A 16,939-nucleotide genomic window follows, 5' to 3' on the forward strand; every position below is an offset into this window, starting at 1 on the left:
AGAGCGATCGCTTAGACTACACAAAAAAGCGCTGAACTCGGACGCCAAAGCTTGGTAAAAGTGGTGATGTGATTTCGTCATCAGCGAGCAAGGTTGCGACTAATTTCAATTGGGTAGCTTCTCGGTGATAAACTTCTAACTGCTGTAATTGCCAATTGGCAATCCAATATTCTTTAACTCCCGTTGTTGAGTATAGCTTTAGTTTCGCTTCTCGATCTCGACGTTCATTAGTCGCGCCAGGAGAAAGTACTTCTACAATCAGTTCTGGCGCTCCTTTCAAATGTCCTTCGTCATCTAGCAACTGTGCTAACCGCTGATGACTGATCCAAACTACATCCGGTATAACATTATCAGCCTCTGTAAAAATTATGCCGGGGGTAATGATAGGTTCACCTATTTGACTGGAGCGAGACCAAATTTCTAATTCCAAATGAATATTGCCAGCAGTTCGCTGATGTTTCCAGTGAGGCGCTCTAGTCACAAATAGTTCTCCGTCAATAATTTCATAGCGTTTCCATTCATCAGTTGTTAGTAATTCTAAGTCTGAGGTTGTCCAACGGACTTTGTTAGAGATTGTTTGGTTCATGACACTATTTTCCTACGCCTAGTCAGAGATAAAATTCTATTTTGAAAATATCTACTCAGGGTCAATACCTGCGGCTCGCAAGCGTTCTGCTAAAAGTTCAGCTTTTTGACGTTGCTGTTCTAGCAATTGGTCTTTTTGTTCTAGCAATTGGTCTTTTTGTTCTAGCAATTGGTCTTTTTGTTCTTCTGGTAACATCACCAACTGCCCATCTGGGGTAAAAAAGCGTAATTTGCCCGAATATACCGCCAAATACAGCTCTAACTGCTGACTCCACAACCAACCTGACTCAGTAGGTGTAATGTCTTGATATAGATTATCTACTAAGTGAAATCCTCGCAATTCTAAGCTTACTGGATCAAACCAAAAGTAATCTGGTGTGCGGAATGTATTCTGATATATCTGCTTTTTCAAGCCTTTATCCACTGCGGCAGTAGAATCAGATAACATTTCGATAATCACGTTGGGGTATTTACCGTCTTCTTGCCACACTACCCAACTTTTGCGGTCTTTTTTTTCTGTATCCAAAACTAAAAAGAAATCCGGGCCCCGAAACTCTTCTGATTTTTTTTGATTGGGACTGAAATAGATAGTTAAGTTGCCTGTAGCATAGAAATTATTGCGATCGCGCCACCACCACTTGATGAGGCGAATCAGTATTTCTATCTGTTCGCGGTGTAAATCTGATTCCAAAGGAGGTTCGTCACTATAGATATCGCCTGGTGGGAAAATTATACCTTCAGTGGTATCCGCAACAGAAGCAGTGGCAAGAGATTGAGACATAGCATCAGCACTTTTTTGTCTTTATCCTATCGCCTTTTTCATTCCTCGTTATCCTGATACAAATCTTGCAAGGCTTGCTGTTGAGTTTTCCGAGACACACGGCGATATTTCTTAGTTTCTAGCTTGGGTTCGTATTGATTTTGCCCTTTGCTTTTGCTTTTTAATTTAAGAGTAGATTCAGGATCAGCTTGTTGATGCAGATGAGTTTGATAAGCGATCGCATCATCCAAAAATTCTAAATAATGCTCATATCTTTCCCACTCTCCCCGCACCACACACTCAGGCTCGTCTCTATGGATGCAATCATTAAATCGACAACTACCTGCTGCTAACCGCTCTCTCGCTTCGGGAAAATAATAAATTAATTCTTCAGGGGTACAATCAAGGTCTGGTTGATTAAAACCGGGAGTATCTGCTAACAAACCACCATCAGGTAATTCAAATAACTCTACATGGCGAGTAGTGTGACGACCACGAGCTAATTTACCAGAAACTTCACCCACTCGCAAATTAGCGTCAGGAATGAGTGTATTAATTAAACTAGATTTACCCACACCGGAAGGCCCAGCAACCACAGTAATTTTCTGATTGAGATAACCAGCCACTTCATGAATATTGAGTCGATTGCTGACACTAATAAATACTGGTTGATAACCCCAAGCCAATAAGCGATCGCTAATTTGTTGCTGAACTTCCGGCGAGATTAAATCACTCTTATTCAAACATAAAATCACATCCACACCCGTAGACTCAGCCTTAATCAGAAACCGACTCAACTGTAATGGTTCTAAAGGTGGGTCAGCCACAGCAAAAACCAGCAGGATTTGGTTTACATTGGCGATTGGCGGTCGATCCAACTGTGCTTGACGGGATAAAACCTCAGCGATCGCCCCCCGTCCTCCAGCCCAATCTGGCTGCTCTACGACTACGCGATCGCCCACCATCACCTGCTGGCCAATTTTTTTCAAGCGGGTTCTGCGCGTACAAAGGAGGATCAGCGGATAGGGAGAATTCAAAACTACATTTTCCCCATCATTGTGATCTAGCTGCACCTTATAAAAATTAGCTTGCACAGCCAACACTGTACCCACTAACTGCTCAGTGGCTAAAACCCCTTCCCCGTTCATGCGTCTGTAACAGGACGGCGTACCAGCAAGGAAAAATAGCCAGTACAATCTACAATTTGTTCCACCTGATAACCAGCCATCGTCAGACTATCAGGAACCTGCTCAATTGGCTCACCGGGGTCTAACCAAACTTCCAGTAGACCCCCAGCGGGCATTTTTTCCAAACGGAGTTTTGTCCGCACAAAATTAATGGGACAAGGAGTACCACGCAAGTCAAGTTGAGCATCAGGAGATGAGACAGAAGATAAACTCATGACTTAAACAGATTTCCCAAGAATCCTTCCAGACCACCTTTACCAGTGCGATCGCCTTTTATTTTCGCCAGCTTCTCTAACAATTCTCTCTCTTCCGGAGTCACTTTGTTAGGAATATCAATTAATACTGTCAACATGTGATCACCACGGCTGACAGGATTACCCAAACGTGGTACACCGCGATTTTCCAACTTCATCACTGTATTTGGTTGAGTACCGGCGGGAATAGTCAATTCTACTGGCCCATCCACCGTTTCCACCTCGAAACGACAACCTAAAATCGCTTGTAGATAGCTAATCTTGATTTCTGAGAGAATGTTAATGCCATCGCGGTGGAATTCCTCATCTTCATTGACAAACAAATAGACATACAAATCTCCAGGTGGGCCGCTGCGTTGACCTGCGTCTCCCTCTTGGGAGATTCGCAAACGTGTCCCATTATCTACTCCAGCCGGAATTGTAATTTTCAGTTTCTTCGCTACTTGATTTGTGCCTTTACCATCACAAGCATCGCACTTATCTTCAATCATCGTTCCCGTCCCATTGCAAGTGGGACAAGTGGAAACTTGGGTAAAGCTACCGAAAGGCGTCCTGGTAACACGCCGTACCTGACCAGATCCGCTACAAGTAGAACAAGTCCTCGGACGGGTTCCTGGCTTTGCACCAGAACCGCCGCAAGTCTCACAAGTTTCTAGATGGGAAATACGGATTTCCTTTTCACCGCCAAACACCGCTTCCCGAAAATCTAACTTCAGGTCTAGCCGTAAATCATCACCCCTGACGGGCCCACTGCGTCGTCTTTGTGTCGGGCCACCCATACCACCAGCGAAGCCGCTGAAAATGCTCTCAAAGATGTCAGCGAAACCACCCATATCGCCCACATCTTGATAGCCAGCAGCCGCACCTGAAACTCCAGCTTCACCAAAACGGTTATACCGCTCTCTGGTTTCTGGCTCTGAAAGCACCTCATAAGCGCGGTTAATTTCCTTAAAACGTTCCTCCGCACCCGGTTCTTTGTTCACATCAGGGTGATACTTCCGGGCTAAACGGCGGTAAGCTTGTTTTAGTTCTTCTTTGTCGGCGTCACGAGAGACACCCAGAATTTCATAATAGTCGCGGGCCATATAGCAAAGGTAAAAGTTAGGAGGAAGAAGGCAGGGGATAGAAGGTAGAAGGTAGAGGTTAATTTTTATTAATAATTGATCATACCCTTTACCTTTGACAAAAATCACCAACAAATTTTGAGCAGCGGGTGCTTTCTTCGTAAAATTACGATCAAAGCCGAAGGTCTTAAGACATGAGCGCCCATTTAGGTAAAATTTCGGGTCGCCCAAAACTACCTGAGAGTAGACCTCCTGGTAACTTTGCTTCAGAAGTTAGCACCATAGCTTTTGGCTCTGCTCAAACTTCTCACCGCCAAGTCGGCTGTCTCTTTTACAATTGTGCTACTTAGACAAGCAAACCCCGCTCATCAACTAGAGGGGCTAGCCGCACCTAATGGTGCGGAAAACCCCCCAAAAGCATTTTGTATTTGTGTTGGTACACTGTCTAGCCCACGGTGATTCGCTTCTACAATCTAGCAAACTTATGACATCGGGGATTGGGCCCCATGCGCCATTCCTCATCCTAATCTATCGCCTCATAATCAGCCTGTGCTGTGCTGTCGTCATCAAAATCAAAGTTAAATTGGGGGATTAGGGTTCCATTCATGGGCTGCTCTTGTTCTGGGGCTGACAGAATGTGGGAAAATTGTTCTGATTCCTCAGTTGCGCTATTGGCTCGGTTATAGACATTGGCACCAATGGCAAATAGAGCTTGTTGAAATTCTTCCAGACGGTGCTGAAATTCTTGTGTGGAAATACCGAAGTCAGTCATAGCTATCTGGAGTTGAGCAACTTTTTCACTAGCCAAAGCTTTAGTCTGTTCGCCAATTAAATCGCCATTATTTTTGAGAGTAGATTCGTAGGTCGATAACAAATTATCTGCTTGGTTTTTGAGTTCTACTAAATCCTTGCGTCTTCTGTCTTCTTCAGCAAATACCTCTGCTTCTTGGCGCATCCGCTCCACTTCGTTGACACTCAAGCCACCAGTATTAGTAATGCGAATACTCTGTTCTCGACCGGTACCTTTATCTTGAGCTCCCACTTTCAAGATTCCATTGACATCAATTTCAAAAGATACCTCAATTTGTGGTACTCCCCGGGGTGAAGGAGGAATACCAGTCAAGAGAAATTTGCCCAGACTTTTATTATCCCGTGCCATGGCTCGCTCGCCTTGGAGGACGTGTATTTCTACTGAGGTTTGTCCATCAACTGCTGTAGAAAAAATTTGGGATCTGCTGGTTGGGATGGTGGTGTTGCGTTCAATAATTTTAGTAAACACTTCCCCCAAGGTTTCAATTCCTAGAGATAAGGGGGTGACATCCAATAACAAGAGATTATCGACTTCGCCACCTAAAACCCCTGCTTGAATCGCTGCGCCCAATGCGACTGCTTCGTCGGGGTTAACGGAGCGATCAGGGGTTTTACCGTTGAAAAATTTGATCAGCGCGTTTTGTACCGCCGGAATGCGAGTGGAACCACCAACTAGAATAATTCGGTTGATGTCTTGTGGTTTGAGGTCTGCATCTTTCAAGGCTTGAATCATTGGCTCGATGGTGGCTGCGACTAGATGTCCTACCAGTTCTTCGAGTTTCGAGCGGCTCAGTTCCATTTCCAGATGTTTAGGGCCTGTTTCATCAGCGGTGATAAATGGCAAGTTAATTGAAGTGCTGGCGATGGTGGAAAGTTCAATTTTTGCCTTTTCGGCAGCTTCTCGCAACCGTTGCAGCGCCATTTTATCTTGCAAGAGGTCGATTTTTTCTTGTTGCTGAAATTTTTCAATCATCCAGCGGACGATCGCCCCATCAAAATCATCTCCGCCTAATTGATTGTTACCACAAGTTGCCTTGACTTCAAAAACTCCATCCCCAAGTTGCAAAATAGATACGTCAAAGGTACCACCGCCCAAGTCGAAAACTAAAATCAGCTGCTCTTGCTCTTGCTTATCCAAACCAAAAGCTAAAGCTGCAGCGGTGGGTTCATTAATAATTCTCAGGACTTCTAATCCGGCAATTGTACCCGCGTCTTTAGTCGCTTGTCTTTGAGCATCTGTAAAATAAGCTGGTACGGTAATTACTGCCTGAGTGACAACTTCACCTAAAAAGCTTTCCGCATCTTGTTTGAGCTTTTGCAAGATCATGGCAGAAATTTCTTGTGGCGTGTAGTTACGTCCGCGAATTTGGACATCTACAGTATCATCTCTACCTTTGATGCAGCCATAAGGAACACGATCGCGTTCGGTTGTGGTGTCTTCCCAGCGCCGACCGATAAATCGCTTAATGCTGTAAACTGTGTTCTCGGCGTTAGTTACAGCTTGGCGTTTTGCCAGTTGACCGACTAAGCGATCGCCACTCTTACCAAAGCCTACAATACTAGGCGTAGTCCTTGCACCTTCAGAACTAGCAATCACAATTGGTTGGCCGCCTTCTAAAACTGCGACGCAACTATTAGTAGTGCCTAAATCAATACCAATAACTTTTCCCATAAGGTTCAGTATTTTTACTGTTTTCTACCGCCGTGATGTTGCGCGGATCATGTTTTTTGCTACAAAGCAAAACCCACGGAAAAGATGAGGGAAGAGAGTAATTAGAAAAGATGAGAGCGTAAGAAATAATACTCTTCATCACTTCCATCACCTCATTACCCTCATCTTTCCAGACTTCGCAGACGGAATGCTCGCCCTTGCTGATACCAAGGCACTTTTGGTCAGTGAGGCGAGCAGATACAGATTAACTGTTGGCTGGACTCGACTGATTTTCTGCCTCTGGTGGTGCATCTTCCCTGGGAGCAGCCACCTTCACCATTGCATGACGCAGCACGCGATCGCCCAAGTAATATCCGCGTACTAACTCTTCTAACACTGTTCCTTCGGGATGTTCATCCGTAGGTTCCCGCATTACGGCTTCATGCAGATTCGGATCGAATTCTTGACCATCAGGGCGCATCGGTGACACACCCAAGCGCTTGAGGCTATCTACCAGTTGTTTATAAACACCTTGGTAGCTTTTGTGAATCGTCATTTCCCCTTCGGTTTGGGGTTTAAGATGCGATCGCGCCCGCTCAAAGTTATCGACTATTGGCAACAATTCTAGAATCGTATTGCGCTTGATTTGAGCTTCTAAATCCTCTTTTTCTTTTTGATTACGTTTGCGATAATTCTCAAAATCTGCGGCAATCCGCATATATTGAGTACTCCGCTCTTCTAATTGTGTTTTTAAGGATTCAATTTGTTGGGCTAATTCCGCCGAAGCTGCTGTTTCAACTTCAGTCTTCTCAGCGACGCCGTTATTTAATGTAGATGCTGTATCTCCCGACACATTGGTTTGGGCTGCGACTTGTTCAGTAACGTCGCTGCTATATTCATTAGAGTTTATTGGGGCTGGGGAGTCGCTCGTCATTGGTTGCATTACCTCTATTGGTTCACCCAATTGTTCACTTGTACTGTTCACCTGTTTATTTTCGTCTATCATTGTCCACTCATCCCAGATACTATCAATGGCATCAAGTCACCACATTTTATAGCCGTGATGATTTACGGCTAGCAACTAAGGCTGATTTATTGCCGAAGATATTCCAGGAAGTGACATCACCGTCTTCTTATTGTGACAAATGGTGAACAAGTTAGCGTAAAGGCTTCTAGGGCGGTAAACCGAATCTACGGATTTTCAACGGAATCGAGCACAGACAACGAGACACTGTAATTAGTCTTATCCCCCCACCTCCCCACACTCCCCACACTCCCCACCCCCCCACCTCCCCATCCCCCCATCTCCCCATCCCCCCATCTCCCCACACCCCCCATCTCCCCACACCCCCCACCCCGAATTTACCGGCTGTGAGTGAGAATTCTGGGCGAGAGCTTGGGAATACTTCAAGTAGAGGTTTTCCCTACTTATTGCTCATCATTTATGACTTATTCGTCACCACAACGTCGGAGCACTGCGCTGACGGCGAGAACGGAGTTTTCACCATTTGGCACAAAATTAGTACAGGCTGGTTATGTAAATAGCGATCAGATGCGTCAAGCACTGGTTGAAAGCCGCAAGTCTGGTGTACCTCTGACGGAGATGCTAGAGTCGATTACCGGACGACAACTGTCTCCTGAGTTACTGAGACAATATAAAAAGCAGCAGCTATTTGAACTGAAAATATTATACGGTGTCGAATCCCTTGATCCGGAAGTCAACCAATTTGCGAATGCGATCGTTGGACAATTAATTGACACTTTAATTCCAGTAGACATCTGTCGTCGTCATCGTTTAGTACCGTTGTCAAAAAACGAAGACCAGAACCCCCCCAGCGTTTTAGTGGCGATGGTTGATCCGGATAATCTGGAGGCTTCAGATGACCTCAACCGCATCTTGCGTCCCCAGGGTTTAGCGTTACAGCGCATGGTGATTACTCAGGAAGATTACCAGCAGTTGATCAATCAATACCTAGATGATCTGGCTGTGCGACAAAAACACCTGGAACAAGAAAAGTTTACAGATATTAATCAAGATTTAGAAAATCTCGGCAATCTTGATTTAGATGATGCTCCCGAAGATATGGAAGCTGACTTGGGAGCAGCAATGAAGGGTGCAGAAGATGCACCAGTAATCAATCTTGTCAATAGAATTCTGGCTAAAGCTTTGCATGACAAGGTTTCTGATATTCACATTGAACCGCAAGAAGAAAATCTCCGCATTCGCTTTCGCAAGGATGGAGTGCTGCGCCAAGCTTTCGACCCCCTACCGAAAAAAATCATTCCAGCTGTCACAGCCAGATTTAAAATCATTTCTAATCTGGATATTGCCGAAAGGCGTTTACCCCAAGACGGACGCATCCGGCGGATGTTTGAGGGACGTAAGGTGGATTTCCGGGTGAATACCTTACCCAGTCGCTACGGGGAAAAGGTGGTTTTGCGGATTCTGGATAATTCCTCTACTCAACTGGGATTGAATAAGTTAATTACTGATCCAGAAACATTGCAGATTGTCCAAGAAATGGTCAGTCGTCCTTTTGGTTTGATTTTGGTAACTGGGCCGACTGGTTCTGGTAAAACAACTTCGCTGTATTCGGCTTTGGCAGAAAAGAACGATCCGGGAATCAACATTAGTACTGTAGAAGACCCGATTGAGTATAGTTTACCGGGAATTACGCAAGTACAGGTGATTCGGGAAAAAGGATTAGATTTTGCAACGGCGTTGCGGGCTTTCTTGCGACAAGATCCAGATGTGCTGTTGGTGGGTGAGACGCGGGATAAGGAAACAGCAAAAACCGCCATTGAAGCAGCGTTGACAGGTCACCTAGTATTAACCACTTTACACACTAATGATGCTCCTGGTGCGATCGCTCGTTTGGGAGAAATGGGAATTGAGCCTTTCATGGTTTCCAGTTCTTTAATCGGCGTTCTCGCCCAACGGTTGGTACGGCGGGTGTGCGGTGATTGTCGCATTCCCTATACTCCCACCACCGAAGAACTAGCGCGCTACGGTTTATCAGCTTCTCAAGATGTGGGAGTCACTTTTTACAAAGCTAATACTTTACCAACGGAAGCTATAGCAGAAGCCAAAGCTAAAAATCAACTTTGTCCAAGTTGTAATGGTGTCGGTTATAAGGGGCGCTGTGGTGTGTATGAAGTCATGCGCGTCACCGAAAATCTGCAAACTCTGATCAACGAAGACGCACCCACAGAACGCATTAAGGAAGTAGCAGTGGAAGAAGGGATGAAAACCTTACTCGCTTACAGCTTAGATTTAGTCCGACAAGGTGCTACCACTCTAGAAGAAGTTGACCGCGTAACTTTCACTGATACAGGTTTAGAAGCTGAGTTAAAAGCCAAACGCAAGAGTAGTCTTACATGTCGAACTTGTGACGCCACATTACAACCGGAATGGCTAGATTGTCCCTATTGTATGACGTCTCGTTTTCAAGATTAATCGTTTTTCAACTAATAACAAAAAGGAAATAAAAATATGGAATTAATGATTGAAGATTTGATGGAACAGATGATAGAAATGGGTGGCTCGGATATGCATTTATCCGCTGGTTTACCTCCCTACTTTCGCATCAGCGGAAAACTCACTCCCATCGGTGAAAACATATTAACTGCTGACCAATGTCAAAGACTGATTTTTAGTATGCTCAACAATACTCAGCGTAAAACCTTAGAGCAGACTTGGGAACTAGATTGTTCTTATGGTGTTAAAGGTTTGGCACGCTTTCGGGTTAATGTCTATAAAGATCGCGGTGCTTACGCTGCTTGTTTACGGGCTTTAAGTTCCAAAATTCCTAATTTTGAAAAGTTAGGTTTGCCAGATGTGGTCAGAGAAATGACGGAAAAACCCAGGGGATTGATTTTAGTTACAGGCCCCACTGGTTCAGGCAAAACAACTACTCTGGCAGCGATGATTGATTTAATCAACCGCACTAAAGCCGAGCATATTTTAACAGTAGAAGACCCAATTGAGTTTGTTTATGAACCCATTAAAAGTTTAGTTCATCAACGACAATTAGGCGAAGATACGAAAAGTTTTGCTAATGCCTTAAAAGCTGCTTTGCGGGAAGATCCGGACATTATTTTAGTAGGAGAAATGCGAGATTTAGAAACAATTTCTTTAGCAATTTCTGCCGCAGAAACAGGACACTTAGTATTTGGTACACTCCACACCAGTTCAGCCGCTCAAACTGTTGACAGAATTATCGATGTTTTCCCCCATGAAAAACAAACCCAAGTAAGGGTGCAGTTATCTAACTCATTAGTAGCTGTATTTAGCCAAACTTTAGTACCCAAGAAAAATCCTAAACCAGGTGAATATGGTCGAGTGATGGCGCAAGAAATTATGATTATTACTCCTGCTATTTCTAACTTAATTCGAGAAGGGAAAACATCACAAATTTATTCAGCAATTCAGACTGGTGGTAAATTGGGAATGCAAACTTTAGAGAAAGTTTTAGCTGATTTGTATAAAGCGGGAACTATTTCTTTTGAAGCTGCAATGTCTAAAACTTCTAAACCAGACGAAGTTCAACGCCTCATTGGTGGTAGCGCACCTCCAGCAAATGCAGGTGCAAAACCCGGAGTGGCTAAAGCACATTAGTATTCAGGGTTCGTATTCATCAAACTCATAAATAGGAAATGGGACATCGGTTATCTTCCCCATTGCCTATTCCCCATGTTCCATTCCTTATTCTTCAACATCTATGCCAAATTATGTAGCCCGAATTCGAGATTCCCAGGGAAAATCTCGCACAGAAAAACTTGTAGCTGAATCCTTAGCACAAGCTCGTACTAATCTTAGAGAGCAAGGTTTTGTCATTCAAGAATTGAAACAGTCTCAAGGACTTGCTCTCAGTTTTGATTTCCAGAAAATTCAGAACTATTTTGCTAAAGTTGCTGTTAAAGATAAAGCTGTTTTTTCTCGTCAATTTGCTGCTTTAACTAATGCAGGGGTAGCAATTGTTAGAAGTTTAGGAGTGCTGTCTGAACAATGTAGCAATCCTGTACTTAAACAAGCTCTCATAGAAATTAGTAGTGATGTTCAAAGTGGCATGAATCTTTCTGATGCTATGCGTAAACATCCTAAATGTTTTGATGGTTTGTATGTAAGTATGGTGCAAGCTGGTGAAGTGGGTGGTGTTTTAGATGAGGTGTTAAACCGTCTAGCTAAATTGTTAGAAGATGTAGCCAGATTGCAGAATCAAATTAAAGCAGCTTTGTCTTATCCGATGGTTGTGGGCTTTTTAGCTACGGCTATTTTTGTGGGGATGACTGTTTTTTTAATTCCGATTTTTGCGAAGATTTTTACAGAATTAGGAACTGAATTACCAGCTCTCACACAATTTTTAATGACTTGTAGTGAAATTTTAAGAAGTCCTTGGGCTTTTGTTGTAATTGGTGCGATCGTTGGATTTGTATTTGCTTATAAGCAATATTATAAAACTCCCTTAGGTCGCCAAACAATTGATCGGCTTTCTTTAAAAATGCCTTTGTTTGGTGATTTAATTCAAAAATCTGCAGTTGCTCGTTTTAGCCGCACCTTTGGTGCTCTAACTCGTTCAGGTGTACCCATTCTCACTTGTTTAGAAATTGTTCGAGATACATCAGGAAATCAAGTGGTTGCTAATGCTATTGATGCTGCACGTTCCGAAATTCAACAGGGAGGAATGATTAGTATTGCTTTGCAAAAAGAATCAGTTTTTCCTGCTATGGCAATTCAGATGATTAGTATTGGTGAAGAGACTGGAGAATTAGATGGTATGTTGATGAAAGTTGCTGACTTTTATGAGGATGAAGTTGAGCAGTCAGTTAAAGCACTCACCAGTATTTTAGAACCGCTAATGATTGTAGTTTTGGGAGGAATGGTAGGTACGATTTTATTAGCTATGTATCTACCTATGTTTAAGGTGTTTGAAAAGCTGGGCTAAAAAACAATTTAGCTTTCATACTTTACACTTCACACTCCACAGAACTATGCCTGTGCAAAAATCTGACTACGAAACCAGCTTGGCTGAGTATAGCAATCATTTGGCAGCGATCGCTCTACTCAAGCAACACCGTCCCTATCTAGAAATGATTCCTAGTCTACGCCGTCCAGATGAAAGTTTAATCACCATCCCTCTACCCATTGTCCGTATCCGCAGCACTGGGAGCACCACAGCACAAGCAACTTGTTTACCCTGTGATGTCGCAATTTTAATGTGTGATCCGGAGTGGAAAATTAAAACTGATGCAGAAATTCTAGTCTTTATTCATCGTCCCCATGAAGATTTTTCTGATTTGTTGGGGCGTTGGCGACAAACTCAAGTTTGGCTATATCAGGACTATGAATGGCTCATGCCTCTGCGTCATAGTCATATCTTAAGTGAAGGGACAAATACTATATATCCGCTGTTCGTGCTTTTTCATGAAACTTCAGAACGCATCCAACGAGGTCTTATGGGCGCAGAATTGCCATTTATTATGCAAACATCAGATTTGGGGCTTGAGGAAGAAGGATTAGGGATGAGGGGTTAAGGATGAGGGGAGTATGGGGAGTGTGGGGGGATGGGGAGTGTGGGATGAAAAAGAATTGAAGAACTTATGCTTACGCTTGTAATCTTCCCCGTCTTCTCCTTCCTCCCACACCTCCCACACTTCCCTCTCCTCCCCCAGCCCCTAGCCCCTTACTTCACAAACTGGGGCATAATTTCGGCAGCGGTGAATATACCATAAATGCCGCGCTTGTGTAATTGTTTACCAGCTTTGAGATAGCCGAAGGCCGGGCCGCAGACATTGGCTGCCATGCTGGTTTCATCTCCTAGAGTAAAGGTATGGGTGGAAATTTTACCTTCAAAGGTGCGCCCTGTTACCTTAACGTTGGTGCTGAGGGGTTTTTTGGGATTGCGGGTATCGACGACACCACCAACTGTAACGCGATCTCGTCCCACTATTCCCGCCACCTCTAACATCACGTCATCGGCGTGTTCCATATTTTCTAAGGTCAGCACGCCGTTAGTTTTATCCAGTAATGCTTCTACCTCTGCATCACTCATCGCTCTGGCTGCTTCGACAGTATAACCAGGCATATGTCCTATATCTTCCCGCACCGTGGCGCGGTATGCTTCCCAGTTAGCAATTCCCACCCCAAAGGTAATCTCTACTTTGTGAATTTCCGCGTAGCTTTGGGCGGCTAAAGCGGCGGCGGCGGTTAATAATCCTGGTGTTGCTCCGCACCCAGTCATATAAGTAATTCCCGCAGCTTCTAGCTCATCTTTCATCGCCAAAAGCTGCTCTACAGCCGTAGTGCGCTTAATCGCATCCACCAGCACACCCCGCCAACCAGATTTAATAAACTCTTTGGCTACGGAAGGGATAAAATCGTTAGGCAGGTTGGGTAAAGCGAGAAAATACCCATCTACGGATTGTGTACTGGCGATTAATTCTTGGATACTGTTGTTTGATAAAGTGCCCACAGGTTCTAAATAACCTACCGAACCTTGAGCTTGGTAAGTTGCAATGCAAGCATCAGTTTTTAAACCACCAGCAGCATAAGCGTAACCCTTTTGATCAGCCGCTGCGACTAAAATCATTTCCCGTTTACCAGCCAGTACCTTAGCCGCTGCTTGTCCGAGTCCACCGAAACCTAGTACCCCGACGCGTATCGCTGGCGAAATATTTAGAGAACCGTTGACTTGTTCTGGATTCATAGTCAAGTAGTGAAGTTGAATCAATAGCCTCTAGCATTCAGCATCTCAGCTTGTGGCTGATGGCGAAAAGCTATAGAGGATAATTATCATTCATTATCTTGGTTTACACCATTCCTGTTGCCGTTTTTTTACTATAACTTTTTGACCGGTGGTTTAGTCCTCTGTGAGGCGGTATCAGTGGTAATACAGTGGTTGGGTTATTCACATGGTAATTACTATAAATAAAATATCCCATCCAATATGTTTGAGCGTTTAGGAGCAATAGCGTTTCAAATCAGAAATAGACGTATCTGTTGATTTATAAGTCATAAAGCGAAAAGTTCAGAGCGGCGGCTTCCGCCGCTCTGAACTTTTCAAGACAAAAGCCTGCAAAAACGCAGGCAGAATAATTATTGAAAAAAGCTTAGTTACGTGTGATAAGTTCTTTCGTTACATTTTTTTCCATGCAGTCTTGAACGACCTGAGCATAGTTAACAGGTTCATAATACAGAATAATAAATTTCTGATAAACCTGATGTTTAAGAGCTTCGTACCCTACAAGACACCATTCATGATTGGGATTATCGTAGTATCCAAATGTTTGAACGCTCCACAAATTACCTTTCTTTTTATCAAGATTGGATTCTATTTCTTGAATAAAAATCTCAGCATCATAACAACCACTTCCACCACCATCAAGCATAACTGATGGGCTATTGGGCAACGGGAGATTAATGTAGAAAAAGCTTGGTGGATTGTTTTCCCAAATCTCTAAAAGTCTTGGCTTTACATCCATGTTTAAACTCCTTTATCCGTACAATACCAGACACCTTTTTTCAGAAAAACTCTAAATTTTTTAGAGTATCCCATTAAGTAAGCGCATTCTCTCTGTGCTGCTTGCCAAGACTTAGCATTTAACGGATATACCGAGCCTTGATCTTCTTGCTCTGGAACTTCTAGATAATCATCAGATCGGAATGCGTTACCTGCTGCGTCAGCTACAACTCGTTTTCCACTACCATATTCCCAAACGTAGTAAGTTGCTCCAGCAATACCAACAGCACCAATCAAAATACACCCTATTCCGGCAGTTCCAGCACAAAAAGCAACAGGCGCAAGTATTGCCGGATTTGCATGAACTGGGCGTGAAAAACTTGAACTTGACAACGCGATTGATATTGCAACAGCAATACTCGGTTGTATCCCAACCTTAATTTTTGACATAATACTATTACCAAGTTTTGGATAGAGAAGCGGTTCGTTTTCCAGGCAAGCCGCTTTCTCTATGGCTAATTTACCGTAAAGAACTTTATACGTCAATAACTTTGCGTAAATATCTTTACGTCATACTAATGATATAAAGTTCTCTATGGGAGACATACTAGTGCCACGGGTAGCAGAACTGAGAAAGCGTCTAGACCTCACACAACGGCAGTTGGCCGATTCAGTGGGAGTCACAGAGACTACTGTTCGTAATTGGGAGAATAATCGAAGCGGAGTTGAGTGGTTTGAAAGAGTTGCAAAGTTGTGCGATGCCTTGCAATGTACTCCTAATGATTTATTTGGTTACGAAAAAATTGGAGAGAGCGATGATTAACCCTTCCGCCATCAATCCTCTCGCTTTACCTTCAGTTAAGTTGCTGGATATAGTAGCACTAACAGTTGATCTGTCTGAATATAAACTATACCGTGGTCAAGTTGGCACAGTAGTAGAATTATTAGCTGGTGGCGCTGCATTTGAGGTAGAATTTTCTGACCGAAATGGGCGTACTTACGAATCTGTCGGTTTACGTCCAGAGCAAATAATGGTGTTACGTTTTGAGCCAGTATCTCCTGATTCAGTACCGGAAATGGTGATAGTGTAAGCGGTATTTGTATCTTAAAAAGAGTAGTAGACCGTCCCAACCTTGGTCAAAAAGCCATCCCTATTACTCAACTGTCAACTAATACCGCTGTGCGGAAGCAAAAATCAAAAGAATTGTATTCCACGCTATTGCATCATTTGGAATAATATGTTTATTTCCACCGCAATGTACTAGTACACCACGGCGTAAATAAATCAACCATTACAAATATATGAAAAGCTTAATATACAAGCTTCTTCATTTCACACTAGCCTGCGGCAAGCCGCCTTTCAGGCGTCTACATACTTGATACTTCAGCCTTGTTGTACTAGTACCTCTGTGACGCTGTTATTACAAGCATTAGCGAGAATTATAAAGTTTTGTAAATTTTCGGGAATTAAACAATATTTCAGTGGATTAACTTATGAACTCAGTAATCAGATAACAATTAATTACCTACTCACCAGTAGTGAGTTGTTATTGATCAGGGGCAAAAAATAACTGAGAAAAATGTTTGTACCGACAAAATCAAGACTCCCTTTGTCAGTGTTTCGCGTAGCGTCTTCTAGGGAGAATTTTTGCGGACTAATATTTTTCTCTCAAACTTTGTGTAATTAATTGCGTCCGACTACTCAAAAAACACACAAAAAACATTTCACCATCAACATGAAAGTAGTAAATTATTTATTGATTTCTAGCATATTATCCCTGCCAATGGTCATGAGCGTTGCACCTGAAGCTAAAGCCGATTTGATTGTGTGTAGTCGCGCATCTGATAAGGCTTATATTGCTAAAGCTTGGTATTCCAAAGGTACTTGGGTAGCTAGTGGATGGACTCACGTCAATTCAGGTGAGTGTGAAGTAATTCTTGTGGGTGATATGAGATCAACTTCTGCCTATATTTATGCCTCAGATCAAAATTGGCAGCCTTGGAAATTACAACAGGAAGAAACAGCTATCTTCTGTCTTCAGCAATCATCTTTCAGAATTAACAATGCTGAGGGTCAATGTTCTACAAATATGATTCCCAAAACATTTTATAAAATTGTCTCACCAGACGGCTATGATTACACAGTCAGACTGAGATAGTTTTGCTGCT

Annotated in this window: 19 protein-coding genes; 7 read left to right on the plus strand and 12 right to left on the minus strand. The window is 43.2% G+C overall.

The annotated features are described in order from the left end of the window. Window positions 1-16: 16 nt before the first annotated feature. From MIC7126_RS0117770 to MIC7126_RS27845, 8 genes are all read right to left on the minus strand, one after another. Window positions 17-586 (minus strand): Uma2 family endonuclease, encoded by a 570-nt coding sequence (locus MIC7126_RS0117770; RefSeq protein ID WP_017654514.1) that lies wholly within the window; start codon window positions 584-586, stop codon window positions 17-19. A 51-nt stretch (window positions 587-637) separates the two neighbouring features. Further along, the gene (locus MIC7126_RS0117775) at window positions 638-1,366 is read right to left on the minus strand and encodes a Uma2 family endonuclease (RefSeq protein ID WP_017654515.1); all 729 of its coding nucleotides are present in this window, start codon (window positions 1,364-1,366) and stop codon (window positions 638-640) included. Between the two features lie 38 nt (window positions 1,367-1,404). Further along, window positions 1,405-2,493: a small ribosomal subunit biogenesis GTPase RsgA gene (gene rsgA / locus MIC7126_RS0117780; protein ID WP_017654516.1), complete on the minus strand. Its 1,089-nt coding sequence runs from the start codon at window positions 2,491-2,493 to the stop codon at window positions 1,405-1,407. Next, complete coding sequence (locus MIC7126_RS0117785) at window positions 2,490-2,747, minus strand: sulfurtransferase TusA family protein (RefSeq protein ID WP_017654517.1); 258 nt, start codon at window positions 2,745-2,747, stop codon at window positions 2,490-2,492. Before MIC7126_RS0117785 ends, rsgA begins: the two co-directional genes overlap by 4 nt. Next, entirely contained in the window at window positions 2,744-3,871 is a 1,128-nt protein-coding gene (gene dnaJ, locus MIC7126_RS0117790; protein ID WP_017654518.1) for a molecular chaperone DnaJ, read from the minus strand. Before dnaJ ends, MIC7126_RS0117785 begins: the two co-directional genes overlap by 4 nt. A 502-nt stretch (window positions 3,872-4,373) precedes the next feature. Further along, on the minus strand, window positions 4,374-6,332 hold the full coding sequence (dnaK, locus tag MIC7126_RS0117800) for a molecular chaperone DnaK (protein ID WP_017654520.1): 1,959 nt from the start codon (window positions 6,330-6,332) through the stop codon (window positions 4,374-4,376). 244 nt (window positions 6,333-6,576) lie between these two features. Then, on the minus strand, window positions 6,577-7,317 hold the full coding sequence (grpE, locus tag MIC7126_RS0117805) for a nucleotide exchange factor GrpE (protein WP_017654521.1): 741 nt from the start codon (window positions 7,315-7,317) through the stop codon (window positions 6,577-6,579). Between the two features lie 185 nt (window positions 7,318-7,502). After that, window positions 7,503-7,640, minus strand: coding sequence for a hypothetical protein (locus MIC7126_RS27845; RefSeq protein WP_154655916.1), 138 nt, complete (start codon window positions 7,638-7,640; stop codon window positions 7,503-7,505). A gap of 115 nt (window positions 7,641-7,755) precedes the next feature. On the opposite strand from MIC7126_RS27845, the gene MIC7126_RS0117815 reads away from it, so the two are divergent. The 4 genes from MIC7126_RS0117815 to MIC7126_RS0117830 all read left to right on the plus strand — a co-directional run bounded on the left by MIC7126_RS0117815 (window position 7,756) and on the right by MIC7126_RS0117830 (window position 12,845). Beyond that, on the plus strand, window positions 7,756-9,768 hold the full coding sequence (locus tag MIC7126_RS0117815; RefSeq protein ID WP_017654523.1) for a GspE/PulE family protein: 2,013 nt from the start codon (window positions 7,756-7,758) through the stop codon (window positions 9,766-9,768). Window positions 9,769-9,804: 36 nt separating this feature from the next. Next, entirely contained in the window at window positions 9,805-10,929 is a 1,125-nt protein-coding gene (locus tag MIC7126_RS0117820) for a type IV pilus twitching motility protein PilT (protein WP_017654524.1), read from the plus strand. 103 nt (window positions 10,930-11,032) lie between these two features. Beyond that, window positions 11,033-12,256: a type II secretion system F family protein gene (locus MIC7126_RS0117825; protein ID WP_017654525.1), complete on the plus strand. Its 1,224-nt coding sequence runs from the start codon at window positions 11,033-11,035 to the stop codon at window positions 12,254-12,256. A 46-nt stretch (window positions 12,257-12,302) separates the two neighbouring features. Continuing rightward, the gene (locus MIC7126_RS0117830) at window positions 12,303-12,845 is read left to right on the plus strand and encodes a hypothetical protein (RefSeq protein ID WP_017654526.1); all 543 of its coding nucleotides are present in this window, start codon (window positions 12,303-12,305) and stop codon (window positions 12,843-12,845) included. On the opposite strand, the gene MIC7126_RS31340 is transcribed toward MIC7126_RS0117830, so the two are convergent. From MIC7126_RS31340 to MIC7126_RS0117845, 4 genes are all read right to left on the minus strand, one after another. Then, complete coding sequence (locus MIC7126_RS31340) at window positions 12,828-12,965, minus strand: hypothetical protein (RefSeq protein ID WP_154655917.1); 138 nt, start codon at window positions 12,963-12,965, stop codon at window positions 12,828-12,830. The two genes, MIC7126_RS0117830 and MIC7126_RS31340, sit on opposite strands and share 18 nt — an antisense overlap. Window positions 12,966-12,994: 29 nt before the next feature. Then, complete coding sequence (gene bioU / locus MIC7126_RS0117835; RefSeq protein WP_017654527.1) at window positions 12,995-14,017, minus strand: (S)-8-amino-7-oxononanoate synthase BioU; 1,023 nt, start codon at window positions 14,015-14,017, stop codon at window positions 12,995-12,997. Window positions 14,018-14,420: 403 nt separating this feature from the next. Beyond that, a complete protein-coding gene (locus MIC7126_RS0117840; RefSeq protein ID WP_017654528.1) occupies window positions 14,421-14,792 on the minus strand; it encodes a hypothetical protein in 372 nt (123 codons plus the stop codon). Window positions 14,793-14,794: 2 nt separating this feature from the next. Continuing rightward, window positions 14,795-15,316: a hypothetical protein gene (locus tag MIC7126_RS0117845; protein ID WP_017654529.1), complete on the minus strand. Its 522-nt coding sequence runs from the start codon at window positions 15,314-15,316 to the stop codon at window positions 14,795-14,797. Window positions 15,317-15,365: 49 nt separating this feature from the next. Here MIC7126_RS0117845 and MIC7126_RS0117850 point away from each other — a divergent pair, with 49 nt between their 5' ends. The 3 genes from MIC7126_RS0117850 (at window position 15,366) to MIC7126_RS0117860 (ending at window position 16,929) form a co-directional block, all read left to right on the plus strand. Beyond that, window positions 15,366-15,593 (plus strand): helix-turn-helix transcriptional regulator, encoded by a 228-nt coding sequence (locus tag MIC7126_RS0117850; RefSeq protein ID WP_017654530.1) that lies wholly within the window; start codon window positions 15,366-15,368, stop codon window positions 15,591-15,593. Continuing rightward, window positions 15,586-15,861, plus strand: a complete 276-nt coding sequence (locus MIC7126_RS0117855; protein ID WP_017654531.1) for a DUF4926 domain-containing protein — start codon at window positions 15,586-15,588, stop codon at window positions 15,859-15,861. Before MIC7126_RS0117850 ends, MIC7126_RS0117855 begins: the two co-directional genes overlap by 8 nt. A gap of 699 nt (window positions 15,862-16,560) precedes the next feature. Next, the gene (locus tag MIC7126_RS0117860) at window positions 16,561-16,929 is read left to right on the plus strand and encodes a DUF1036 domain-containing protein (protein ID WP_161606849.1); all 369 of its coding nucleotides are present in this window, start codon (window positions 16,561-16,563) and stop codon (window positions 16,927-16,929) included. Window positions 16,930-16,939: the final 10 nt, after the last annotated feature.

This window comes from Fortiea contorta PCC 7126 (genome assembly GCF_000332295.1).
In the GTDB taxonomy this organism is placed as follows: domain Bacteria; phylum Cyanobacteriota; class Cyanobacteriia; order Cyanobacteriales; family Nostocaceae; genus Fortiea; species Fortiea contorta.